The following is a 22,495-nucleotide window of genomic DNA, read 5'->3' on the forward strand; positions in this document are numbered from 1 at the left end:
CGATTGGAACGCAAAAGGAGCCAAAGCCTTACTCCCTCAGGCCTCCCGAGCGTCCCGAGCACCCGGTGTTAATTCCCCGGTCGCTTCGCTCCTGCCCTCCGAACCGTCCACACCACCCGGTACGAACCCGCCGCAGGCACCCACCCGAACTGCCGCGAGTCGACGACTCCCAGTGCGCCCGGATTGTCCGAGCAGGCTTCGAACGTCGCGCTGGAACCGGAACCGCGCACATCGCCGACGCGCTTCACCAGCCACCGCGTGGGCAACGTCGGGTCGCGGAACACCCGCAACTGCGCACGGCGGACGCGTCCGCCGCGCCACGCGAGGAGCCCGTCGCCGGGGCAAAGCGATGGCCGCATCGAGTCCTCCACGACGGCGAACCGGCGCAGCGGCCAGCGTCGGGAGCGATGGTTATCGTCCACGTCCAAAGGGTAAGTTAGGGCGCATGCTGCATCGACTCTTCGCCAACGCAACTCCTGCCCATGCCCACTGCGACCTGTACTGCGGCGTCTACGATCCCGCGCAAGCCAAGATCGAGGCGCTGTCCTGCCTGAAGACCCTTCAGAAGTACAACGACTCCGACGACGAGCACTTCAAGACCCGCGCCATCCTGATCAAGGAGCAGCGCGCCGAAGAGGTCAAGCATCACCTGATGGTGCTGTGGGCCGACTTCTTCACCAAGGATCACTTCGAGCAGTTCCCGAACCTGCACCAGCTGTTCTGGGACGGGGTCCACGGCGCGGGTGACGTCAAGAAGTCGACTGACGTCGCCGTCGCCGAGAAGCTGCTCGCCACCATCGACGAGATCTCCGACATCTTCTGGCAGACCGAGAAGGCCAAGGGCATGGGCGTCTACCCACCCGCCTGACAACGACGAAACGACGGCCGGCCCCGAGCATCGCTCCGGGCCGGCCGTCTTCGTTTGAGCTACGGGGTCCGTGTCAGAACAGCACGATCAGCGCGAGCACGCCGAGAAGCAGAAGGGCGATCACGCCGGCACGTACGAAGGCCATCAACTGACCCCGGGTGTAGACGTGGGCTGAGGAATTCCATTCCGAAGGCGGCAATGCGGAACCTGGACCAAAGGGCTGAGCTGCCATCACGAACTCCTGACCTGCACGATCAACGTTGTCCCCCAGTGAGATCTGTCACAACGATGGGCTGTGACGCCGATCATAGCCCTTGTGTAGCCGTCGCAAAAATCGGGCCGCACACCCTGAAACTCGGAGGTTTGCCGGTGTGGGAACGCGGGTATAGAAGCGTCACCTCGCCGAGCGGACGCGCGGCGCAGAAGGCTGTTGGCAGGATTGGTTAGGACGCCAATCCTCTTCGCTCATGTCCTCTGTGCCTGTTGATCGATGCTGTGAAATCCCCAGGTTTATCCCCAGTCAATTTCAGCTGACCCACAGACGGCGCGGTTCAGAGCCCATATCGCCCGTTGGCAGCCTGTGGATGAACCTGTGGAAACTGTGGATAGCCGCCGGATTGCTGCGATGACTCGAGAGCGTCGCCGCGACGAGCGTGCCAGCATGGTGGCATGGACCTGGTGAAGGGATCGTGCGTGAAGGGATCTTGCGTTGTCTGATGTCGAGGTTGGTCAAGCCGAGGTCGCCGACCTGCCCGTCGCGTTCGACGAGTCCGCGGTACTGCTGGACGTCCGGGAGGACGACGAGTGGCAGCGTGGACACGCGGCAGGCGCCAGGCACATCCCGATGGGTGACGTTCCCGCCCGCATCGGTGAGATCGACGCCGACGCAACGCTGTACGTGATGTGCCACGCCGGGGGACGATCGATGCGCGTCGCGCAGTACCTCGCCCGCAATGGATATCAGCCGATCAACGTCAACGGCGGCATGCTCGCGTGGGCCGAAGCCGGGCGTGCCGTCGTCACCGACGACGGCGGCGTGGGCACTGTCTGAGGGCCGTAGGCTGGTCGCGTGATTCAGGTCTGTTCGCGGTGCGGGACGCGGTGGAACGTCCGCGACCGTCGGCGGGACTGGTGTCCCCGGTGCCAAGGCACGCTGCTCGCGCCGACGGCGGACGCGCCTGAGCAGGCCTGGGCTGCCCGGCCCACGGCGTCGGCGCTGAGGTCGGGCCAACGCACCCCGCCGCGGCTGCCACAGGGCTACCGGTGGATCGCCGTGCGGCCGGGTGCCGCGCCGCCACCGCGTCGGCCTCGCCGTCCACTAGGGCCCACACCGCGCTATTCGGTGATCCCCCGCTGGGGTCTGACGGATCACTTCGACGGCGGATACGAGGCAGGTGGTCCGCAGGCCGAGACGCGCTCCGGCCCGTCGGCCGCAATGGTTCGCGGCACCCTGTTGACCACCGCGGTGCTGCTGGGTGCGGCCGCGGTGCTGCACATCGTTCGATACGCACTGCTGCTCATCAACCGCACGACGTTGTTGAACCCGTGGGTCGCCGGCGTGGCAACGTGGCTTGGCGTCGCGGCCAGCGTGCTGGCGTTGTTTGCGGTGATCGCCAGCGTCGTGGTTCTGATGAACTGGCTGATCGCCCGGCGTGGCCGAGCGTTCGCGCAACGCGACATGCCGGACCCGCGCCCGGCATGGGAGATTCGCGTCGGGTGTCTGGTGCCGGTGGTCAACCTGTTCTGGGCGCCGGTCTACCTCATCGAGTTGGCTGACGCCGAGGGGCGCCTCGAGCGGCTGCGCCCCACCATCGTCACCTGGTGGTGCGTCTGGATCATCAGCACGCTGCTGTCGGTCTTCTCGATCGCGACCAGCTTCACCAGCGACCCCCAGGGCATCGCCGACAACACCGTGACCACCATCGTGGCCTACCTGGGCGCCCTGGCGGCGCTCCTGCTCGTCCAGCGGGTGCTGGTGGGCTTCGAGAGCAGGCCGGTCGACCGGCCGGTGAAGCGCTGGGTGATGGTCGCGGACAAGACGTCGGTCCGAGACGAACCTGCCACTGGAGACGGCGAAGCTCCGGGCGCGGTTGAAGCCAAGCAGCGGGAACCGGCAGCATAACCTCATGAACTCGGGCGACGGCGCGCTCGGCGGCCACCCCTTCGTGGTCGCGCATCGCGGAGCGTCGGCCGACCGGCCGGAGCACACCGTCGCCGCCTATGAGCTCGCCCTACGGGAAGGCGCGGACGCCGTCGAGTGCGACGTCCGACTGACCCGCGACGGCCACCTGGTGTGCGTCCACGACCGCAAGGTGGACCGCACGTCGAACGGCGTCGGACTGGTCAGCGAGATGACCCTGGCGCAGTTGCGCGAGCTGGATTACGGTGCGTGGCATGCCAGTTGGCGAGCGGACGGCAGTCAGGGCGACACCGGCCTGCTGACGTTGGATCGGCTCATCGCCCTGGTGCTGGACTGGAACCGGCCGGTGAAGCTCTTCATCGAGACCAAGCACCCGGTGCGCTACGGCGCACTGGTGGAGAGCAAGGTGCTGGCCCTATTGCACCGATACGGCATCGCCGCGCCGGCGTCGGCGGACCTGTCCCGCGCGGTGGTGATGTCGTTCTCCGCGGCGGCGGTGTGGCGCATCCGTCGGGCGGCGCCGATGCTGCCGACGGTCCTGCTCGGGGAGACCTCGCGCTATCTCGGTGGCAGTGCGGCCACCACGGTCGGCGCCACGGCGGTGGGACCGTCGATCGCGACGCTGCGCGAGCACCCCGAGCTCGTCGACCGGGCAGCCGCCCATGGCCGCGCGCTGTACTGCTGGACCGTCGACCACTACGAGGACGTGCAGTACTGCCGTGACGTGGGCGTCGCGTGGGTCGCCACCAACCACCCCGGTCGGACCAAGGGCTGGCTGCAGAACGGGCTCACCGGCGCCGGGCGCGACCAACCGGACGGCTAGACGGCACCGCCCGCTGCCTTGGGCGCCACGGGATCGGCCGTTCCCGTCGCGACTTCACGCGCCACGAAGTCCTCGAGGTGGAACAGGTCCGCCCCGGCGCGTTCGCTCACCCGCACCAGCGTGGTGATCAGCGCGACCTCTTCGACCTGCTCCTTGAGGAACCACTGCATGAACTGCTCGCCGAGGTAGTCGCCCTCGTCGCGGGCGACCGCGGCGAGCCGGGTGATCTGTTCGGTGACGGCGCGTTCCTGCTCGAGCGCCAGACGCAGTGCATCCGTCGGCGAAGCGAACGCGTTGCGCACCGGATCGGTGCCCGGGATCTCCACCTCGACGTCGCGATCGATCAGATACTGCACGAGCATCATGGCGTGGTTGCGCTCCTCGAGGGCCTGCGCATAGAAGTGCTTGGCCAGCTGCGGCAAGTCGTCGGCGTCGAAGTGAGCGGCTATCGCGACGTATTGCTGTGAAGCGGTGAACTCGGTGCGGATCTGCTCCTGCAGCAAATGGTGAAATTTGGTGTCGGCCGTCGTCGCGTCAGTCATGGCACGAACGATAGTGCAGGTCAGAGGACACTGTCATCAAAGGTATGCCTTATTCAGGCAAGGTTGACCTTAGTGCTAGGACACTCGCTACCGGCCGTCGCCAGAGTTTGCTAGGCAAGCCTTGCCTAGCGTTGACCGGCCTCGAGCACGTCGGGCGGGACGGCTTCATCCGATGCCAGCGCGGTGAACAACCGGCTCGCGGCGTCGCCGTCCCACACCACCACCGCGCCCGCGTCGCTCCCGGTGAACTCGCCGATCGGCACAGTGGTGGTCGTGACGGTGCCGTGCAGCGACCACGCCAGCCGGACCAGATCCCAGATGTGCGCCCCGTCGTCGACCGTCACGGAGCCCGACGCGGCGTGGGCCATCGGATACCAGCGCAACGGGTTCGCCAACACCAGCGGGCTGGCGGCGCGGTGCATCAACGCCGACATGAACTGACGCTGGTTGACCATCCGGTCGAGATCGGCCCGCGGCGTGGCCCTGGTGCGGACGTAGCCCAGCGCCGTTCGGCCGTCGAATTCCTGGCAGCCCGCGGGCAGGTCGATGCCGGCGAGTGGGTCGTTGATGGGCTCCGGCGGGCACATCGTGACGCCGCCGACCGCGTCGACCATCTGGGCGAAGCCGTCGAACCCGATCTCGGCGTAGTGGTCCAGGCGCAGACCCGTCGCCTGCTCGACCGTCTGCGCCAGGAGCGCGGCGCCCCCGATGGTGAACGCGGCGTTGATCTTGTCCTCGCCGTGGCCGGGGATGTCGACGTAGGAGTCGCGCGGGATCGACACCATCGTGGTCTCCGTCGCCGATCCCAAGCGCGGCACGTGGACCACCAGGATGGTGTCGGTGCGGCCGTCGCCGATGTCGCCGCCGGTGGCCAGTTCGGCCTGTTGCTCCGGGCTGAGGCCCTGCCTGCTGTCCGAACCGACGAGCAGCCACGTCGTGCCCCGGCCCGCGCTGGGCCGCTCGGCATAGTCGGGCAGCGCGGCGATGCGGCGCAGATTTCCGTCGAGCCAGAATCCGGTGCCCACCACCGCGACGACGGCGACGAGGAGCACGGTCATGGGGTAGACGACGAGGATCCGTCCCCAGCGTCGCTTCCGGCGCGGCTTGCGCGCGGCCGGTGGTGGCGGCGGTGGTGCCGGGCGGGGCGGCGGCCGGTGCGGGGGCGGCGGGGGAGGAGGCCGTCGGTTGGCAGGAGGAGGCGGCCGTCGGATCGGTGGGGGCGGTGGCGGCGCTGGCGTCCGTGGTGGCGGCATCCGTGGTGGTGGTGGCGGCTGCTGATGCGGCGGGCGGCGGATCACCTGCGACGGTTCCCGCGGCGGGACCTGCCGCCGCGGGTCCGGCCACGGTCCTGGCGGCCGGTAGTCGTTCACGCAATGAAATCTACGGGCTCAGCGCAACCAGCCGAGGTGACCCGCTGCCAGCGCGTAGCCCACGAAGGCCACCGCATCGATGAGGCCGTGCGCGACGACCAGGGGCCACAGTCGGCCCGTGCGTTGCCACACGTAGCCGAAGACCAGACCCATCGCGATGTTGCCGATGCCCGCGCCGAACCCCTGATACAGGTGGTACAGGCCGCGCAGCACGCTCGAGGCCACCAGGACGACGACGGGCGTCATGCCGAGTTGGCGCAGCCGCGTCATGAGGAAGCCGACGACGATGATCTCCTCGGCCCACCCGTTGGCGAACGCGACCGCGAGCAGTACCGGGATCCGCCACCAGGTGTCGTTGAGTTCGGCGGGTTCGACCGCGACGCCGATGCCGAGCATCCGACCGACCACGTAGAGGCCGAGCCCGGGCAGGCCGATGATGGCGGCGAGCCCGAGGCCACCGAGCAGGTCGGGCTTGAGCCGAAACCGCCCGAGCCCGATCGTCGCGGGCCCAATGCCGCTGCGCCACAACAGGAACAGCCCGAGGCAACCCCACGCCAGCAACTGGAAGACCGATGCCAGGTTGAGGCCGAGGTCGATCAGGTCGATGGGCGACCGGCGTGGGTTGAGTGCGACGGTCTGGCCGGACAGGCCGAGGATGACGGCCTCGGTGAGGCGCAGTAGTGCGGTGTAGGCGGAGAGGCCGAACGTGACCGCGAGGACCACGGCGATCTCGATGCGGATCGCACGTCGCGCTGGGGTGATGAAGTCGTCGGGCGGCGCGGTCACCGCAGCCACGGTAGTGGGGCGCCGGGAGGGCCTAGATGCGGCGCGCGCGCAGTCCGTTCAGGAAGGGGCACCCCATCAGCACGCGGATGGCCTGACTGAGCCCCGTCACGTCGTCCACCGGCTTGGCGAACGGCAGCCGGACGTCGTGGTCACCGTCCTCGTTCTCCACCCGCAGCTGCACGCCGTAACGGTCCAGTCCGAGCGGACGCACGCGACCGCGGCGGAGCGTGGTCGGCAGCCGGTTGGCCAGCCGGTCGACCACCTCGCGGTGTGCCGACTCGAGGTGCTGCAACCAGGGGGACTCCAGCGCGCAGAACGGATCGGGTTGCGCGTCGAGCAACGTGCTGAGGCCGACCGACTCGGCGCCGGTGGAATCGGCGACCACGACGGAGTCGATCTCGAGGCGCACCAGGGCGTACGGGGTGTCGCCGCTCGCCGCCTCGTCGGAACCCGTATTCACCTGCAGCAGAGCGGGATTGGGATTCTCCGCGGCAACCAGGTCGAGCAGTTCGGCCACGTCGGCGCCCGGGATGTGGTGCACCCGCCCTCTGATCCACACCAGTGACCGCACCGGTTCGCGCAACGGCAGCGGCGCGTAGTCGGTCAGTTCGAGTACCGCCTGTACCCCGGCCGTGCCCGCGCTGACCGCCATGCCCGCGAGCAGGCCGTTGGCAGGCACCGTGATGGCGAACGAGCCGTCGTCGAGCAGATGGTGCACGGGCGTGGCGACCGGTTCGACGCCCTCCACGGCCAGCATTGCGCCGCCCCCGCGTGCGCATGCGCTACGAATTCGCTCGGCCGTGCTCGGTGCCAGTACGGTCATTCGATCGCCTTCCGGTTAATGAGGTAAGCCTAACTTAACTACGGCCCTGGGCCCGCGCAAGGCTTTCCAAACCAACTTCCGCGGCTGTCGTCGGCGAAGCCGATAGGGTTGACGGGTGCCACGCGTCGCCTACCTCGGACCCGAAGGGACCTTCACGGAAGCGGCGTTGTTGCAGATGGCGGCGGCCAGGGCGATTCCAGGAGCCTCGTCCGAACTGGAGCCGGTCTCGTCCGAGAGCCCTGCGGCCGCGCTCGCCGCGGTGCGCGACGGCGCCGCCGACTACGCGTGCGTGCCGATCGAGAATTCGATCGAGGGCTCCGTCCTGCCGACGCTCGATAGCCTGTCGGCGGGTGAGCCGTTGCAGATCTACGCCGAACACACGCTGGACGTCGCGTTCGGCATCGTGGTGCGCCCCGGCGCGGACCAACCCCTCGACCTGATCGAGACGGTGGCCGCCTTCCCGGTGGCCGCCGCCCAGGTGCGGCGCTGGCTTTCCACCCACCTGCCGAAGAGTCGCATCGTGCCCGCCAACTCCAACGCGGCGGCCGCTCAAGACGTGGCCAACGGCCTCGCGGATGCGGGCGTCAGCACCTCGCTGGCGGCCGCGCGGTGGGGACTCGAGTTGCTCGCCGACGGCGTGGTCGACGAACCGAACGCGCGCACGAGGTTCGTCCTCGCCGGCCGGCCAGGGCCACCACCGGCCCGCACCGGAGCCGACCGAACGTCGGTCGTTCTGCGCCTCGACAACGTCCCGGGCGCCCTGGTGGCGGCCATGACCGAATTCGCCATCCGCGACATCGACCTCACCCGCATCGAATCCCGGCCCACCAGAACCGAGTTGGGCACCTACCTGTTCTTCCTGGACTGCGTCGGGCACATCGATGACGATCCGGTGGGTCAGGCACTCAAAGCGCTACACCGACGTTGTAAGGACGTGCGATATCTGGGTTCGTGGCCGACTGGTGCCGCCGTGGGGTCCGCTCCTCCACCGATGGACGACGCCACGCGGTGGCTGACGTCCCTGCGTGAGGGTGGGGAGAAGTGAGCGGCCGCCTGGTGTTGGTGCGACACGGCCAGTCGCACGCCAACGTCGAGCGCCGGCTCGACACCCGCCCGCCTGGTGCGTCCCTCACCGATCTCGGCCACCAGCAGGCCCGCACGTTCGCCGCCGATTGGCAGCATCCGGTCGCGATGGTCGCCCACTCCGTGGCGCTGCGCGCGATCGAGACCGCCGCGGACATCGCCGAACAGCTCGGGCTTTCGCCGCAACCGCTCGACGGCATCCACGAGGTACAGGTGGGCGCGCTGGAGGACCGCAACGACGACGCCGCCATCGAGCACTTCAACTCCATCTACCAGCGGTGGCACGAGGGGCACCTGGACGAGCCGCTACCCGATGGGGAAACCGGTCAACAGGTGCTGGACCGCTACCTGCCCGTGGTGACGCAGTTGCGCTTGCGCCACCTCGACGACCACGCGTGGACGGGCGACATCGTGGTGGTGAGCCATGGTGCCGTGATCCGGCTGGTGTCTGCGGTGTTGGCCGGCGTGGACGGCAGCTTCGCGCTCGAACATCACCTGAACAACGGCGAGTGCGTGGTGCTGACCCCGATCACCGACGGCCGGTGGAGCTGCGTGCAGTGGGGAACGCTGACCCCGCCGTTCTATCCGGAGACCGAGGTCAACCCCGTCGAGGATGCGCTGCAGGGCGCCGACCCGATGGGCTGACCGACCGTCAGATCGCGACGTCGCCGGACGCCGCACCGCTGTCGGCACACGTGCAGCCAATGGCCACGCAATCGAGGCTGAACGCGTGCGCCACGTCGGGGCTGTCACAGTCCGGTTCCGTGCACTCCGCCCGCAGCCCGACGTGGTGAATCAGGGCGCCATGACAGTGCAACAGACCGTCCTGGCAGTCCCGGCACCACGAGCTCATGTCCCGTTCATAGCACCACGCGCCGACGAATCAACATCGGCGCGCGTGTCATGCCCACCCGAGTTCGTGCAACCGGTCGTCGTCGATGCCGAAGTGGTGTGCGATCTCGTGGATCACCGTCACCGTGACCTCCTCGACGACCTGGTCCTCGGTGTCGCAGATGTCGAGCAGCGCATCGCGGTAGATCGTGATGGCGTCGGGCAGGGAGCCGGCATACGACGAATCGCGCTCGGTCAACGCGATGCCCTCGTAGAGGCCGAGCAGGTCGGGCTCGTCGGCATGCCGCGCCTCGACCAGGACCACGACGTTCTCGATGGCCGCGGTCAGCTCGGGAGGGATCTGGTCCAAGGCGTCGGACACCAGCTCGTCGAACCGTTGCGGGCTCATCCGCACGGCCATCGCCGCTACGCCGGCGGAGGCAGGATCGCCGGATCCACCGGGCCGGGGGCCGGTGCGGGTGCGCCCCCATCCGGCGGGGGAGGTGGCACGTCACCGGGTGGAGGTGGCGGACCTTCCTGCGGTGCCCCGGGCGGTGGCGGCGGGCCGTTGAGGAACGTGTTGCCCTGTGGCGGCGGCGCCGGCGACGCAGGGGTGCTGCTTCCGGTGTCGCCGGTCGACGTCGATTGGCCAGGGAGGTGCTGATTGCCCTGGTTGCTGCTCTGGTCTTGCTGGCTGCTGCTGCTCTGATCCTGCTGGCTGAGGTCGATCTGGCTGGACGTGTCGACCGTCGGCATCGGGATCGGCGGCAGGTTGAGCCGCTCGTCGGGGATGTCCGGCGGCGGCACGGGCGCCTGCCCGTTGATGAGCAGCGGGCCCTTGGCGCTGTTGAGCAGCGTCGACCAGCCGCCGTTGCCCAGCGTGGCGCCGATGCTGCACGACACCTGGTGGCTGCCCGCCGTCCAGCTCGGCAGCGAGATGGTGCTGTAGATCAGGGTGAGCGTGGTGCTGCGCAGTTGGATGGGCGCCAGGTAGGCGTCGGTCATGCGGGTGCACTCGTCCTTGACGAACGAATCCTGGTCGGCCTCGGCGGGCGCCGCGCCGGGGAACTTCTCCGCGAGGTTCACCGCGCCGGTGACCTCCATGGCGTGCGGTGCGGCGCAGTCGACCGGGATGTCCGTGGGCTGGTTGGTCGCCGGGTCGATGCCGAGACACGTTCCGGCGGACCACACCTTCGACTGGTCGATGTTGGCGACCTTGCCGCGGAACGCCAACTGCTGATTGTTCGGGCCGGGCAGCTGCAGGCCGCACAGCATCCGGCGTTCACCGGACTGGCGCCATGCCTTGTCACCGGACCAGAGCAGGCTGACGCTGAACTTGCCGTTCGGGTCGTAGCGGGCGCCGAGGTACTGGCGTGCGGCGGCCTGGCACTGCTCCGAGCTGATCTGCTGGATGCGGGACGGTGACGGCGGCGCCGCGTCGGGGCCGTACTCGGTGCCGGGGAACGTCCGCATGTCGATGGCCTCGGAGACCTCGAAGCGGTGCTCGTCGGCGCAGTCGACGACCTGTGCGGCGTCGGGTGTGCGCTCCGGCCAGTTCAGGCAGTCACCGCTCTTGGCGTGGTCGAACGTGTCGCTGCCGCGCGCGCCGAGCGCAGTTCCGCCGCTCAGACCGATGGGGCTGCGGCCGTCCTCACCGGCGGGCAGCGCGGTGATGAGGCCGGCAATGAGGAGGCCGCCGAGGGCCGTGAGCAGCAGGCCGCGCCGCGTCGAGCTGGCGTGCAGGCTCCGCCACCAGGCCATCCGGCCAGGTGGCCGGTCAGCCTCGTCGGTGACGAGATCCGCGCGATCGGGTGCGTCCAGCATCCGGTCCATTGTGACAGGCGCGTCGAGTCCTGTGACAAGTGATGCAGTTGTAATGTTATGTGGTTGTGCCTCAGCGGTCCGATCTTCCGCGCTGACGGGCCGCGCCGCGGCGCCCGCGGGCCGAAAGTAGGGTTGCGCCCGTGATCGACCTCAAGCTGCTGCGTGAAGACCCCGATCGGGTACGCGCGTCGCAACGGGCCCGCGGCGAAGACCCCGGCCTCGTCGATGCGTTGTTGGACGCCGACGCCAAGCGGCGCTCCGTGATCTCCGCCGCGGACAACTTGCGCGCCGAGCAGAAGACGGCGAGCAAGCAGGTCGGCGCGGCGTCCCCCGAGGAACGCCCCGCCCTGCTGGCACGTGCCAAGGAACTGGCCGACCGGGTCAAGGCCACCGAAGCCGAACAGGCAATGGCCGAGACCGCCTTCACCGCGGCGCACATGGCGTTGTCCAACGTGATCGTGGACGGCGTCCCTCCTGGCGGCGAGGACGACTTCGTCGTGCTCGACACCGTCGGCGAGCCGCCCGTGCTGGACGACCCGAAGGACCACCTCGAACTCGGCGAGGCCCTCGGCCTGATCGACATGGAGCGCGGCGCGAAGGTATCTGGGTCGAGGTTCTACTTCCTCACCGGTTTCGGCGCCATGCTGCAACTCGGCCTGCTGCAGCTGGCGGTCCGCCTCGCCACCGACAACGGCTTCACCCTCGTCATCCCGCCGGTGCTGGTGCGTCCAGAAGTCATGTCGGGCACCGGTTTTCTGGGTGCGCACGCCGACGAGGTCTACCGCCTCGACGCCGACGACATGTACCTCGTCGGCACCTCCGAGGTTCCGCTGGCGGGCTATCACTCGAACGAGATCCTCGACCTCTCCGAGGGTCCCCGGCGCTACGCGGGCTGGTCGACGTGCTTCCGCCGCGAAGCGGGCAGCTACGGCAAGGACACCCGCGGCATCATCCGGGTGCACCAGTTCGACAAGGTGGAGGCCTTCGTCTACTGCACGCCCGACGAGGCCGAGGCCGAACATCAGCGGCTGCTCGGCTGGCAGCGCGAGATGCTGGCGCTGATCGAGGTGCCGTATCGCGTAATCGACGTCGCCGCAGGCGATCTCGGGTCGTCGGCGGCCCGCAAGTTCGACTGCGAGGCGTGGGTGCCGACGCAAGGCACCTACCGCGAGCTGACGTCCACGTCGAACTGCAGCACGTTTCAGGCGCGGCGGCTGTCCACCCGCTACCGCGACGAGAACGGCAAGCCGCAGATCGCGGCGACGCTCAACGGGACGTTGGCCACCACCCGGTGGCTCGTCGCGATCCTGGAGAACCATCAGCAGCCCGATGGCAGCGTGCGAATACCGGACGCGCTGGTGCCCTACGTCGGAAGGTCGGTGCTGACACCGTGACGGAACTCAAGACGGTCCAACTGGATGAGGCCGAACTGCGCACCTGGTTCGGGTTCGGCGTCGCGGGCAACTTCGCTGGCCACCTCGAGCAGGCCGGCGAGGCCGCGGACTTCGTCAACGTCACCTCCGAAGGGATCGCACCCAAGGGGATCTTCCCTTGGTACGCACCGGGATACGACGGATACCTCGGCGAGTTCCCGCTGTCCCACGACAGGATCCTGCTGCCGGAGCCCAACCCCGAGGACGGGCCGCTGAACCTGCAGATCGAGCCCGAGGTCGGCCTGGCCTGCCACGTGGTGTGGGAGGGCGACACGGTGGTGACGCTGCAACCGTTCGCGTTGGGTGCGTTCAACGACTGCTCGATCCGGCGGCCCGGCGCGCCGAAGATCAGTCACAAGAAGAACTGGGGTCCGGCGTCGAAGGGCGTGGCGGCGGAGTTCTTCGAGATCGGCGACTTGACCCCGGACGGCCCGACGGCGACCCTGCGGCTGCTCTGCGACCTGCACACCGCGGCGGGCGAGGAGCATGCCTATGGCGTCGACAGTCCGCTGCTCGGCTACTCCTACTACGGCGAGGTGCTGCTCGACTGGATCACCGAGCGCCTCGCCAACCAGAAGGGCTCACCCGAGACGCCGTTGGAGGACGTCGGCGCGCTCATGGTCGCCAGCGGACATCCGCGCAACGTGCTGATCGGGATCGGCGCCACGCGCTACACTCCGCTCGGCGAGTCGACGTTTCTGCAGGCCGGTGACCAGGCGATCGTCCGGGTGTACGACACGGCTTCCGACGCCTTCTCCGAACTGCGGCAGAAGGTTTCCTCGCGCTAGGAGGACCGATGCCCGACGTGACGGTGAGCCAGCTGTGGCGGTTTCCGGTGAAGTCGATGGGCGGTCACCGGGTCGATGAGGTGCGGGTCGAGCGCCGCGGGGTACACGCCGACCGATTGTGGGCGGTGCGCGATCTGGACAACGACATCACCGCGTCCGCGCGCCGGTTGCCCAAGCTGTTGGGCTGCTCGGCGCGCTACGCGGCTGAACCGGGACCGGATGCCGGTCCCGGCAATGTGCCCGAGGTGGTGATCACGTTCCCCGACGGCAGCGAGTGCTCCAGTTCGGATCCCAGTGTGCACGCGCGCCTGTCCGAGGTCGCCGGTCGCGACGTCCGCCTCACTGCCCTTCCTCCCGTCGAGGACACCAGCCTGCACCGGCTCTCCGTGCAGCAGTCGCGGGGCAACTTCGCGCCGCGCGACGTGCGCAGCGACTTCGGGATGGCGGAGTCCGAGGCCTTGCCGGACACATCGGTGTTCTCGGCGAAGCAAATCCTAACCCTGGCCCGGTTCGCCACGCCCCCAGGCACTTTCGTCGACCTGAGCCCGGTACACCTGCTGAGCACGACCAGTCTGGCGTCGCTGGCGGCCGACGCCGAACCCTACGACGTGCGGCGGTTCCGGCCCAACGTCCTGATCGACGTCGATCAGCCCGATGGGGAGTTTCCCGAGGCGGCATGGGTCGGCGGCGACGTCGCTATCGGCGCAGTAGGGCTGCGGGTCACCAACCCCACCATCCGCTGCGTGGTGCCGACCCGTCCGCAGCCCGGCGTCGAGCTGGACCGCGGGCTCACGCGCAGGCTCGCCGAACGCACCGACCGCTTCCTCGGTGTGTACGCCGACGTAACCCGACCGGGTGTGGTGCGCGTCGGTGACGTGGTGTCGGTTCGGCCGGCGCGGCCACCCGGTGCCGGTCGGCGCGCGGCGTCGGCGGCGGGACGCACCGCGATGCGTCAGATGCAGCGATTGCTGGAGGCAACGCTGCTGCGCGACAAGGGTTAACGCGCAGTTGAAGGTGCGGTGCCCAGCACCCGCTGCAGGTCGGGTTTCATCTGCTGCAGCTGTTGACCCCAATAACCCCAGCTGTGGATGCCGTCGGAAAAGTTGAATACGCCGTTGTTGCCCCCGGCCGCGACGTAGGCGTCGCGGAAGGCGACGTTGGAGTCGATGGCGAACCCCTCGAGGAAGCCCAGCCCCGCGATGGGTGCGTCCGGGCTGGCAAGGGCCGGGTCGCCGGGGGTGCCGTTACCGCAGTAGATCCAGACCCGGGTGCCGTTGGCGACGAGCCTCGCGACGTTGACCGTCGGGTCGTTGCGTTCCCAGGCGGGGTCGCCCGGCGGGCCCCACATGGCTTCGGGGCTGAAGCCGCCGTTCCAGGACATCGCGATTCCGACCTGTGGCCGCCAGTTGGGCGCCGAGAGGTTGAGGAAGCCCGACAACGATCCGGCGTAGACGAACTGCTGCGGGTGCCAAATGGCCAGCACCAGTGCCGATGAGCCACCCATGGACAAACCGACCGCGGCATTGCCGGTCGGCGCGACGGCCTTGTTGGCCGCCAGCCACGTCGGCAATTCCTGGGTCAGGAAGGTCTCCCACTTGTAGGTGACGGTCTGACCGTTGCCGACCGCTGGTTGATACCAGTCGCTGTAGAAACTGGACTTCCCGCCGACGGGCATGACGAGTGAGAGTCCCGACTGGTGATACCAGTCGAACGCCGCGGTGTTGATGTCCCAGCCGTTGAAGTCGTCGCCCGCCTCCATGCTGTCCAGGAGGTAGACCGCGTGGGAACCCGGTCCGCCGCTTTGGAACTCGACCTTGATGTCGCGGCCCATCGAGGGGGACGGCACGTCGAGGTATTCGATGGGCAGGCCGGGACTGGAGAACGCTCCCGCAGTCGCCGATCCGCCTGCCGCGCCGATCAGTCCGGGGAACAGCAAGGCCGATATGGCAGCGGCCGCCAGCCGGTGCCACCAGGAGCGTTCGACGAATGCCATCACTGACCCCATTCGCTGGTCCCATACCAGGTCAGCGTTCGGTTCCAGCCTCCGATGCATCCCCCGGGGTACATCGCACCGAACAGGCCCGGTACCCGACGTTAACCCAGCCCGGCTTTGCTGCGCAGCGAAATGCGAACGCGGCCTAGCGTTCGAGGAGTTCGTCGAGCACCGCGACGAACTCGCGCGCACGCAATGGCGTGAACGCCGGGCTGGGCCGGGTGCCGGGAACGTCGAGGGTTACCAGCGTCGACTTGATCGGGCGCCACACGTCGAGCGGAAGCCAGCGCCGGAAGTCCGAGCTGCCCCAGATGCGAAAGCGGTTGAGCACCAAGCCCAGCGACTCCGTCTTGTACCCACGGATCGACCGCAGCGGGATGACCTTCGACGTGCCGGACGGAAAGTGATAGCGGCGCAACGTGATCGCCTGCCGGTCCAGCTGGATGAGGCCGTCGTCGTACTGCGGGAGGGGTCCGGACTCTTGAGTCACAATTTGGACGCCCTCAGCTCGTGCCCCTTCGACGTCAGGCAGCGGCCGTTGGTCAGGTTCCACGACCACCCGTGCAGATTGCACGTCAACGTGGAACCTTCCACCACGCCGAACTTCGACAGGTCGGCCTTCAGGTGTGGGCAGCGGCGCTGGATCTCCCAGCCATCCAAGGTGATCGATGCCGTGGTGTCGTGGGTTTCGGCGAACCAGCCGTCGGCGTAGGCGATGCGTTCGTCGGTCAAGCACTTGAAGAACGTGTACAGGTATTCGTTGTAGCCGCCGACCCGCCAGGCGCGGAACCGGGTGGACAGGAAGATGGTGTTCACCCAGTCCGGTTCCTCGTCGCGTAGCACGGTGCGGATCAATTCGGGCGGAATCTCGAAGCCGTAGCGGAACTTCTCGTCCGGAATCGGTTCGCGCACAGCACGTTTCGGGAAGTCCAGCACGATGATCTCGGGGCCCACGCGCAACTCGACCGGGTATCCGATGCCGTCGCAGATCTGATCGCTCTGGCTCATGATCGGCTCGAGCCGCGCGCGGACTGGTTCCAGCAGCGGCTCACCGGTAGCCGGCGCCCAGCGCGCCTTCTCGGCGGCCAGCACCGGCGCCATTCGCTTGGCGTAGGCCTCGATGTAGTCGGCCTTGTCGCCTGTGAAGATCGCTTCCGGGTCGCTGACCGGGTGGGTCAGCGAATTCAGTTGCGCAGCAGTGAAATCCGCCACCGAGCCGGGGATCATCAGCAGTCCGCGGTCGTGGCCGTTGCGGCGCATCTGGTCGAGGAACACCACCTGGTCCGGGAAGATGTTCGCCGGATCGCCGTGATCGTCGTTGAGGTGGCGCAATTCTGGATCCAGGAAGCACGGCGGCCCCGCGGACGGCACCACCCAGGTCGCGTCGACCTGCGCGATGTACTGGCGGGAGCGGTCCATCTGGCGCTGCCGCTTCTGGATGCCGAAGGCCTCCTTGGCCCGCTCGGGCATGTCGTAGACCATCGGGTACCAGATGGCGCCGGAGTACTGCAGCATGTGTACGTCGACGTGGCCGAATTGGTCGTGCAGAACTTCAAGGTCTACGGGGCGCGCGTCGTTCATGTTGAAGGCGACGGTCTCGCCGTCGGAGACCACCAGGCCCGAATCGCCGATCGGACCGTCGGCCGGTGCGCGCAACGCGATGATCATAACGTCGAGGTCACCCTTGGGGCCGCTGACGCGATGCTTCACCGAGTCGGTGGTCTCGAAGAACCGGTGGAACCCCAGCTTCTCCAGCTCGGTACGCAGATCGGGCACCGGATAGTCGGGCAACAGCACGACCGCGTCCTTGTTCACGTGCTCGCGCAGGTTGACGGGGTCGAAGTGGTCCTTGTGCAGATGCGAGACGTACAGGTAGTCCACGTCGCCCAGCGCATCCCAGTCCAACTGGCTGTTGTCGGGGAAGGGGAACCAGGACGCAAAGTAGGCCGGGTTCACCCACGGGTCGCACAGAATGCTGCCCGCGGCCGTGTCGATCCGAAAACCGGCGTGGCCGACGCTTGTGACCTGCACGAATAACCTTTCCGGTGGTGACCTGCTCGCCATGGAGTTTAGCCGCACCTACGGGCCCATCCCGCCCAGCGCCCCCAACGCCGGCCCGCCTTTTCGTCGGGTTCTCCAGGTAATCCCATTAGGCTGAAGTCGTGGAGCCGGTATACGGGACTGTCATTCAGGCCGCCCGCCTCGTCTGGCGGGTGCAGGGTCTGACGTTCACCGTCGACGGAGTGGAGAACCTGCCCGTCACCGGTGGCGCCGTCATTGCCATCAACCACACCAGCTACTTCGACTTCACCTTCGCCGGATTGCCCGCCTACAAGCAGCACCGCGGCCGCAAGGTCCGCTTCATGGCGAAGAAGGAAGTGTTCGACTCCAAGGTCAGCGGGCCCATCATGCGCAGCCTGCGGCACATCCCGGTGGACCGCGACAGCGGCGCCGACTCCTTCGACGAGGCATGCCGCAGGCTCAAGGAAGGCGAGCTCGTCGGCGTCTACCCGGAAGCGACGATCAGCCGCAGCTTCGAGATCAAGGCGTTCAAGTCGGGGGCGGCCCGGATGGCCATCGCCGCCGACGTGCCGATCATCCCGCACATCGTCTGGGGAGCGCAGCGCGTCTGGACCAAGGGTCACCCGCGCAAGATGTGGCGCCCGAAGGTGCCGATCTCGATCACCGTCGGCGAGCCGATCTACCCCACGTTGCCCGCCACGGAGTTGACGGCGTTACTGCATTCCCGGATGCAACACCTACTGGAGCGGGTACAGGACGCCTACGGCCCCCATCCGCCTGGCGAATTCTGGGTTCCGCACCGGCTCGGCGGCGGGGCACCGACCCTGGCCGAGGCCAACAGGATGGACCTCGAAGAGGCTAGCCAGAAGGCCGCGCGCCGGGCCCAAGCATCCGGGCCGGACGAACCGCCGGAGTAGGACTCGACATGGAACCGGTCTTCCGCAGTCTGGAGATCGCGGGCCGGTCGGCGGTGCGGATCACCGGAACCCGGATCACCTATCACGGCTTGCAGAACATTCCATCGGTCGGCGGTGCGGTGGTGGCGATCAACCACACCGGCTACATTGACTTCCTCCCCGCGGCGCTGGCCGCGATGTACCGCGGACGCCGCATGCGGTTCATGATCAAGGCCGAGATGCAGGACATAAAGGTCGTCAACTTTCTGATCAGGCACACGCGCACCATCCCGGTGGACCGGCGCGCCGGTGCCGGTGCCTACGCGGTGGCCGTCGACCGGCTGCGTGCCGGCGAACTCGTCGGCGTCTATCCCGAGGCAACGATCAGCCGCAGCTTCGAACTGAAGGACTTCAAGACCGGGGCGGCGCGGATGGCCCTCGAGTCAGGCGCCCCGATCGTCCCCCTCATCGTCTGGGGTGCCCAACGGATTTGGACGAAGGATCACGCCCGGCAGCTGGGCAGGCACCGCATTCCGGTCACGGTGGCGGTCGGCCGGCCGTTCCCGGCGTCGGGCACAGTCGACGAGGTGATGGCCGAGCTGCGGGAAGAGATGACAGGAGTGTTGGATCGCGTTCAGCGGGAATACCCGCATCCCGACGGTGCGTGGTGGGTGCCGCGTCGGCTCGGTGGCAGTGCTCCCACGATGCAGGAGGCCAGGATGCTCGACGAGGCCGAACTCGCGGAGCGGGCGCGCAGGCGAGCGGAGAAGAACTGATGTTGCCCGCAATGATCGCCACCGACGTCGACGGCACGCTGCTCGACGCCGATGAACTCGTCACGCCGCGCACCAGGGCCGCGGTGCGCGCCGCCGTCGACGCCGGCACGCAGTTCGTGCTCGCGACGGGCCGCCCGCCCCGGTGGATCGCGCCCGTGGTCGACGCGCTGGGCTTTGCACCAATGGCGGTGTGCGCCAACGGCGCGGTGCTCTACGACCCGACGACCGACCGGATCCTGTCCGCCCGCACCCTGTCTCCGGAATTGCTCGCCGAACTGGCCGAGATGGCGCGGCGGGTAATCCCAGGCGCGGGCCTGGCCGTCGAGCGCGTTGGTCACAGTGCGCACGACACGGCGACACCGCAGTTCGTCAGCTCACCCGGATACGAGCACGCCTGGTTGAATCCGGACAACACCGAGGTCTCGGTCGAGGATCTGCTGAGCGCGCCCGCGGTCAAGCTGCTCATCCGCAAGGCCGGTGCGCGCAGCGCCGACATGGCGGCCGCGCTGGCGCAGCACATCGGCATCGAAGCCGACCTGACGTATTCGACGAACAACGGGCTCATCGAGGTGGTGCCAGTCGGCGTCAGCAAGGCGACGGGTGTCGAGGAGGTCGCGCGCCCGCTGGGCATCACCGCCGAGGACATCGTGGCGTTCGGCGACATGCCCAATGACGTGCCGATGCTGCGGTGGGCGGGGCTCGGCGTGGCGATGGGCAATGCCCATCCGGAGGCGATCGAGGCCGCCGACGAGGTCACCGCCCCCAACACCGATGACGGGTTGGCCCGGGTGCTGGAACGGTGGTGGCTCTAAGGGCGCCTAGCCCAGGTCGACGGGGGTGAACCGCTCCAGCTGCACCGGCATGCCCGGGTTGGCTGGTTTCGGAAGTTCCAGCGGCACACCGTCGATCACGCGGGTGACGGTGCCCTTCTCGCGGTCGAAGTTCAGCGTGCCGTGCTGGAAGTTCTGCACGATCCACTGGGGTTCCTGGATCTCGCCGCTGGTGGGCAGTCCCAGCGCGCCGCGCTCGAACCCCAGCGACGCCCACGCGTCGTAGATGGCGCCGGTGACCGGTTCCGCGCCGCTGTCCGGCGACCAGTACATCGCGCCCCTGGCGAAGTTGACGTACCGCACTGATCCCTCGCCGGACGCCTCCGGTGACGTCGGTGCGCCGAGCGCGCTCGCGTCGCCACCGATCGACGCCCACTTGGCGAAGATGGCGCCGCCGCGCAGGGTGTCGGCCAGATCTTGCGGTCCCGGAGGGGTGTTGAAGTGCGCGGCGATCTCGCGCAGCAGGGGCATCTCGGCGTACGCGGCATTGCCGGGGCATTCGGTGATGCCGACGTCGCGGTGCGCGAAGATGGCAGGCAGAGTCGCGACGACGCCCTGGCCGAAGCTGGTGAACGAGCCGCCAGCCGAGGTGAGGGTCACGCTGCCGAGCGGGTCGACGTGGTCGAGTCCGAGGCGCCAGCCCAGCAGTCGGCCGGTGGTGCGCAACTGAATCGGCGTCGGCGGCACGGTCTCGAAGTTGCCGATCATCGCGACGCCCCAGGTGTTCTGGTTGAAGCCGCCGGCGTGAGCGCCCTCTACCGGCCTGGTGATGCCGCCCGCACGGCCTTCGAAGACCTGGCCGTACTTGTCGACGAGCGCGTTGTAGCCGATGTCGCACCAGCCCAGCGTGCGGGTGTGATAGGCGTAGATCGACCGGACGATGCCCGCCGAGTCCTGCGGCGCGTACTCGTTGCTGCCCGCGGTGTGGTGCACGACGCCGGCGCGAACTCCGTTGTCGTACACGGTGTTTCCACACTTCAAGGCCTCGTCGGCGCCCCACTGGCCCCTGCTGATGATGTTGGGCGCCTCGCCTGGCGCGGGTAGGGCGGTGGGCGGTTCGAAGCCGCCGTCGACCGGTGATTGCGGCGGGCTGATCAGGACCGCGTTGAGGTTCTGTGCGAACGGCTGCTCGACGTTCGCGGGCACGTAGCCGAGTGCGGGTTTGGCGGCGCCTGCGGGCGCGGGTCCGGAGGGAGCGACGCCGGAGGGTCTGGTCACGGCGATCTGTACGGCCGTGGTGCGGCCGACGTAGATGGGATCGGTGCCGGAGCGCAAGGCGGGCCCGTCGCCCCCGCCGTCGACGGCACCGGTGGCGAACCACGGGCCCCAGGAGCCGTCGGCCTGCTTGGCGCGGACCCGCGCCGATGTGCCGGTCAGGTCTTCGGCGGTGAGCGCGACCAGGGAGAACGGCGTCTCTTGACGGACTTCGCGGATGGTCTCGCCGCCGCCGACGCCGGTGAGCGGTCGTTCGACGATCAGCGGGGTGCTTGCCAGCGTCCGATCGGCGTGGTTGCCGGGCAGCCCATCCACGGCCCACGGCAACATCACGACCGTTGCCGCCACCGCTGAGAACAGCAGCGACGGCAGGTTGCGGCGAAACAGCACGGCCTGATGTTACGTATGGGACAGCTGTTACCAGAGTTTCGACACGAATTCCGTAGCCACGAATCTTCGGCGTCAAACCTGCAACGGCACCGCAGAGCCAAGATCCGGCTTCTGCGGTGCCGTTTCGTTACAGGACCTAGGCGGGCGCAGGCGCTGCCGCAGCCGCGGCAGCAGGAGCAGCGGCCCCGGACTGAATGGCACCGGTGATCATCGGCATCACCATGCCCTTGAGCAGATCGATGGCCTGGCTGGCACCGAGCGTCTGCGCGGCGCTCGACAGATCGCCGAGCAAACCTCCGCTGCCGCCGCTGCCGGTGGCAGCGGGCATCCCGAGCGAGGGATCACCGAGGATCGGGTAGGAGCCGGCGCCGCCACCCAACGGGTCGAGCCCGATCGGGTCGGCGATCGGAATCTCGTTGACGCCGGGCAGGCCCGTGGTCGCGCTAGGTGTGGTCAGGCCCGGAAGTGAGCCGGCCGGGCTGGTCAACGCGGGGTTGGTCAGCGCCGGATTGGTCAGGCCCGGTGTGGTGAGGCCCGGCGTCGTCAGGCCCGGTGTCGTGAGACCCGGGGTCGTCAGTCCGGGTGTCGTCAACCCAGGCGTGGTGAGGCCGGGCGTCGTCAGACCCGGGGTGGTGAGACCTGGAGTCGTCAGTCCCGGTGTGGTCAGTGGCGGAGCCGTCAGACCCGGGGTCGTCAGCCCAGGACTGGTCAAACCGGGTGCGGTCAGGCCAGGGCTGGTCAGGCCGGGGCTGGTCAAGCCCGGTGACGTCAGCGTCGTCGGCGACGTCGGTGCGGAACCCGTCAGGATGCCCGTTGGCATCGGCGGCAGGTTGACCCCGAACTGCGAGAGGCCCTGCGACAGTGCGCCGAGCAGCTCATTGGGCAGATCGGTGACGAGGGCGGCCTGGACGAACTCGCGGTGTTGTGGTGCGGCGTTGGTACTCGTGGACGCGTCGGAAAGTGCGGCAACGGCTACTGGACTTGCGACGGCCAGGGCGGCGACTGCGCTCATGGCTGTCGAGAGCTTGCGTCGACGTCGGTTCGGCACGGAAGTCTCCTCAA

Annotated in this window: 26 protein-coding genes; 12 read left to right on the top strand and 14 right to left on the bottom strand. The window is 68.4% G+C overall.

The genetic code is table 11. The annotated features are described in order from the left end of the window. Nucleotides 1-68: 68 nt before the first annotated feature. Nucleotides 69-359 carry a S26 family signal peptidase gene (locus tag N536_RS0125270; RefSeq protein ID WP_197040231.1) on the bottom strand — a complete coding sequence of 97 codons (291 nt, stop codon included), beginning with the start codon at nucleotides 357-359 and terminating at the stop codon, nucleotides 69-71. Between the two features lie 86 nt (nucleotides 360-445). Here N536_RS0125270 and sodN point away from each other — a divergent pair, with 86 nt between their 5' ends. After that, a complete protein-coding gene (sodN, locus tag N536_RS0125275; RefSeq protein ID WP_029116175.1) occupies nucleotides 446-868 on the top strand; it encodes a superoxide dismutase, Ni in 423 nt (140 codons plus the stop codon). Between the two features lie 73 nt (nucleotides 869-941). Here the strand turns inward: sodN and N536_RS42660 are convergent, their stop codons facing one another. Beyond that, nucleotides 942-1,100 (bottom strand): hypothetical protein, encoded by a 159-nt coding sequence (locus tag N536_RS42660; protein WP_197040226.1) that lies wholly within the window; start codon nucleotides 1,098-1,100, stop codon nucleotides 942-944. A 477-nt stretch (nucleotides 1,101-1,577) separates the two neighbouring features. Here N536_RS42660 and N536_RS0125285 point away from each other — a divergent pair, with 477 nt between their 5' ends. The 3 genes from N536_RS0125285 to N536_RS0125295 are packed head-to-tail and all read left to right on the top strand — an operon-like array spanning nucleotide 1,578 to nucleotide 3,831. Further along, nucleotides 1,578-1,919, top strand: coding sequence for a rhodanese-like domain-containing protein (locus tag N536_RS0125285; RefSeq protein ID WP_029116176.1), 342 nt, complete (start codon nucleotides 1,578-1,580; stop codon nucleotides 1,917-1,919). A gap of 18 nt (nucleotides 1,920-1,937) precedes the next feature. Further along, nucleotides 1,938-2,990 (top strand): DUF4328 domain-containing protein, encoded by a 1,053-nt coding sequence (locus N536_RS0125290; protein ID WP_029116177.1) that lies wholly within the window; start codon nucleotides 1,938-1,940, stop codon nucleotides 2,988-2,990. 4 nt (nucleotides 2,991-2,994) lie between these two features. Continuing rightward, a complete protein-coding gene (locus N536_RS0125295; protein WP_029116178.1) occupies nucleotides 2,995-3,831 on the top strand; it encodes a glycerophosphodiester phosphodiesterase in 837 nt (278 codons plus the stop codon). On the opposite strand, the gene N536_RS0125300 is transcribed toward N536_RS0125295, so the two are convergent. From N536_RS0125300 to N536_RS0125315, 4 genes are all read right to left on the bottom strand, one after another. Next, nucleotides 3,828-4,373: a ferritin gene (locus N536_RS0125300; protein WP_029116179.1), complete on the bottom strand. Its 546-nt coding sequence runs from the start codon at nucleotides 4,371-4,373 to the stop codon at nucleotides 3,828-3,830. The genes N536_RS0125295 and N536_RS0125300 overlap by 4 nt on opposite strands. Before the next feature lie 125 nt (nucleotides 4,374-4,498). Further along, nucleotides 4,499-5,743, bottom strand: coding sequence for an LCP family protein (locus N536_RS0125305; RefSeq protein WP_081809371.1), 1,245 nt, complete (start codon nucleotides 5,741-5,743; stop codon nucleotides 4,499-4,501). Between the two features lie 18 nt (nucleotides 5,744-5,761). Beyond that, on the bottom strand, nucleotides 5,762-6,529 hold the full coding sequence (locus N536_RS0125310; protein ID WP_029116181.1) for a CPBP family intramembrane glutamic endopeptidase: 768 nt from the start codon (nucleotides 6,527-6,529) through the stop codon (nucleotides 5,762-5,764). 31 nt (nucleotides 6,530-6,560) lie between these two features. After that, nucleotides 6,561-7,352 carry a DUF2470 domain-containing protein gene (locus N536_RS0125315; RefSeq protein ID WP_029116182.1) on the bottom strand — a complete coding sequence of 264 codons (792 nt, stop codon included), beginning with the start codon at nucleotides 7,350-7,352 and terminating at the stop codon, nucleotides 6,561-6,563. Between the two features lie 115 nt (nucleotides 7,353-7,467). On the opposite strand from N536_RS0125315, the gene pheA reads away from it, so the two are divergent. Continuing rightward, complete coding sequence (gene pheA / locus N536_RS0125320; RefSeq protein WP_029116183.1) at nucleotides 7,468-8,397, top strand: prephenate dehydratase; 930 nt, start codon at nucleotides 7,468-7,470, stop codon at nucleotides 8,395-8,397. Continuing rightward, nucleotides 8,394-9,080 (top strand): histidine phosphatase family protein, encoded by a 687-nt coding sequence (locus N536_RS0125325; protein WP_029116184.1) that lies wholly within the window; start codon nucleotides 8,394-8,396, stop codon nucleotides 9,078-9,080. Before pheA ends, N536_RS0125325 begins: the two co-directional genes overlap by 4 nt. Nucleotides 9,081-9,087: 7 nt before the next feature. Here the strand turns inward: N536_RS0125325 and N536_RS0125330 are convergent, their stop codons facing one another. Genes N536_RS0125330 through N536_RS0125340 form a run of 3 tightly spaced genes read right to left on the bottom strand, consistent with a single transcriptional unit; the run spans nucleotide 9,088 to nucleotide 11,099 of the window. Next, entirely contained in the window at nucleotides 9,088-9,288 is a 201-nt protein-coding gene (locus tag N536_RS0125330; RefSeq protein ID WP_029116185.1) for a hypothetical protein, read from the bottom strand. A gap of 48 nt (nucleotides 9,289-9,336) precedes the next feature. Continuing rightward, entirely contained in the window at nucleotides 9,337-9,687 is a 351-nt protein-coding gene (locus N536_RS0125335; protein WP_029116186.1) for a metallopeptidase family protein, read from the bottom strand. Nucleotides 9,688-9,692: 5 nt separating this feature from the next. Beyond that, complete coding sequence (locus tag N536_RS0125340; RefSeq protein ID WP_029116187.1) at nucleotides 9,693-11,099, bottom strand: septum formation family protein; 1,407 nt, start codon at nucleotides 11,097-11,099, stop codon at nucleotides 9,693-9,695. A gap of 131 nt (nucleotides 11,100-11,230) precedes the next feature. Between N536_RS0125340 and serS the strand changes: the two genes are divergently transcribed. The 3 genes from serS to N536_RS0125355 are packed head-to-tail and all read left to right on the top strand — an operon-like array spanning nucleotide 11,231 to nucleotide 14,312. Then, a complete protein-coding gene (gene serS, locus N536_RS0125345) occupies nucleotides 11,231-12,484 on the top strand; it encodes a serine--tRNA ligase (protein WP_029116188.1) in 1,254 nt (417 codons plus the stop codon). After that, nucleotides 12,481-13,311 (top strand): DUF5718 family protein, encoded by an 831-nt coding sequence (locus tag N536_RS0125350; protein ID WP_029116189.1) that lies wholly within the window; start codon nucleotides 12,481-12,483, stop codon nucleotides 13,309-13,311. The genes serS and N536_RS0125350 overlap by 4 nt, the downstream gene beginning before the upstream one ends. Before the next feature lie 8 nt (nucleotides 13,312-13,319). Next, complete coding sequence (locus N536_RS0125355) at nucleotides 13,320-14,312, top strand: MOSC domain-containing protein (RefSeq protein ID WP_029116190.1); 993 nt, start codon at nucleotides 13,320-13,322, stop codon at nucleotides 14,310-14,312. On the opposite strand, the gene N536_RS0125360 is transcribed toward N536_RS0125355, so the two are convergent. The 3 genes from N536_RS0125360 to N536_RS0125370 all read right to left on the bottom strand — a co-directional run bounded on the left by N536_RS0125360 (nucleotide 14,309) and on the right by N536_RS0125370 (nucleotide 17,335). After that, nucleotides 14,309-15,304, bottom strand: coding sequence for an esterase family protein (locus N536_RS0125360; protein ID WP_029116191.1), 996 nt, complete (start codon nucleotides 15,302-15,304; stop codon nucleotides 14,309-14,311). The genes N536_RS0125355 and N536_RS0125360 overlap by 4 nt on opposite strands. Before the next feature lie 145 nt (nucleotides 15,305-15,449). Beyond that, nucleotides 15,450-15,794, bottom strand: coding sequence for a hypothetical protein (locus N536_RS0125365; protein WP_036437585.1), 345 nt, complete (start codon nucleotides 15,792-15,794; stop codon nucleotides 15,450-15,452). Further along, nucleotides 15,791-17,335 carry an MBL fold metallo-hydrolase gene (locus N536_RS0125370; RefSeq protein ID WP_029116193.1) on the bottom strand — a complete coding sequence of 515 codons (1,545 nt, stop codon included), beginning with the start codon at nucleotides 17,333-17,335 and terminating at the stop codon, nucleotides 15,791-15,793. Before N536_RS0125370 ends, N536_RS0125365 begins: the two co-directional genes overlap by 4 nt. A gap of 131 nt (nucleotides 17,336-17,466) precedes the next feature. Between N536_RS0125370 and N536_RS0125375 the strand changes: the two genes are divergently transcribed. From N536_RS0125375 to N536_RS0125385, 3 genes are read left to right on the top strand one after another with little or no spacing between them, the layout of a single operon-like run. Further along, nucleotides 17,467-18,243 (top strand): 1-acyl-sn-glycerol-3-phosphate acyltransferase, encoded by a 777-nt coding sequence (locus N536_RS0125375; RefSeq protein ID WP_029116194.1) that lies wholly within the window; start codon nucleotides 17,467-17,469, stop codon nucleotides 18,241-18,243. Between the two features lie 8 nt (nucleotides 18,244-18,251). After that, entirely contained in the window at nucleotides 18,252-18,998 is a 747-nt protein-coding gene (locus N536_RS0125380; protein WP_029116195.1) for a 1-acyl-sn-glycerol-3-phosphate acyltransferase, read from the top strand. Next, nucleotides 18,998-19,810, top strand: coding sequence for a Cof-type HAD-IIB family hydrolase (locus N536_RS0125385; RefSeq protein ID WP_029116196.1), 813 nt, complete (start codon nucleotides 18,998-19,000; stop codon nucleotides 19,808-19,810). The genes N536_RS0125380 and N536_RS0125385 overlap by 1 nt, the downstream gene beginning before the upstream one ends. Nucleotides 19,811-19,816: 6 nt before the next feature. Here the strand turns inward: N536_RS0125385 and N536_RS0125390 are convergent, their stop codons facing one another. Together N536_RS0125390 and N536_RS0125395 are read right to left on the bottom strand one after the other, a co-directional pair. Next, nucleotides 19,817-21,433, bottom strand: coding sequence for an N-acetylmuramoyl-L-alanine amidase (locus N536_RS0125390; RefSeq protein ID WP_029116197.1), 1,617 nt, complete (start codon nucleotides 21,431-21,433; stop codon nucleotides 19,817-19,819). Nucleotides 21,434-21,569: 136 nt separating this feature from the next. Then, nucleotides 21,570-22,481, bottom strand: coding sequence for a hypothetical protein (locus N536_RS0125395; protein WP_029116198.1), 912 nt, complete (start codon nucleotides 22,479-22,481; stop codon nucleotides 21,570-21,572). Nucleotides 22,482-22,495 lie beyond the last annotated feature (14 nt).

The organism is Mycobacterium sp. URHB0044 (assembly GCF_000620625.1).
In the GTDB taxonomy this organism is placed as follows: Bacteria; Actinomycetota; Actinomycetes; order Mycobacteriales; family Mycobacteriaceae; genus Mycobacterium.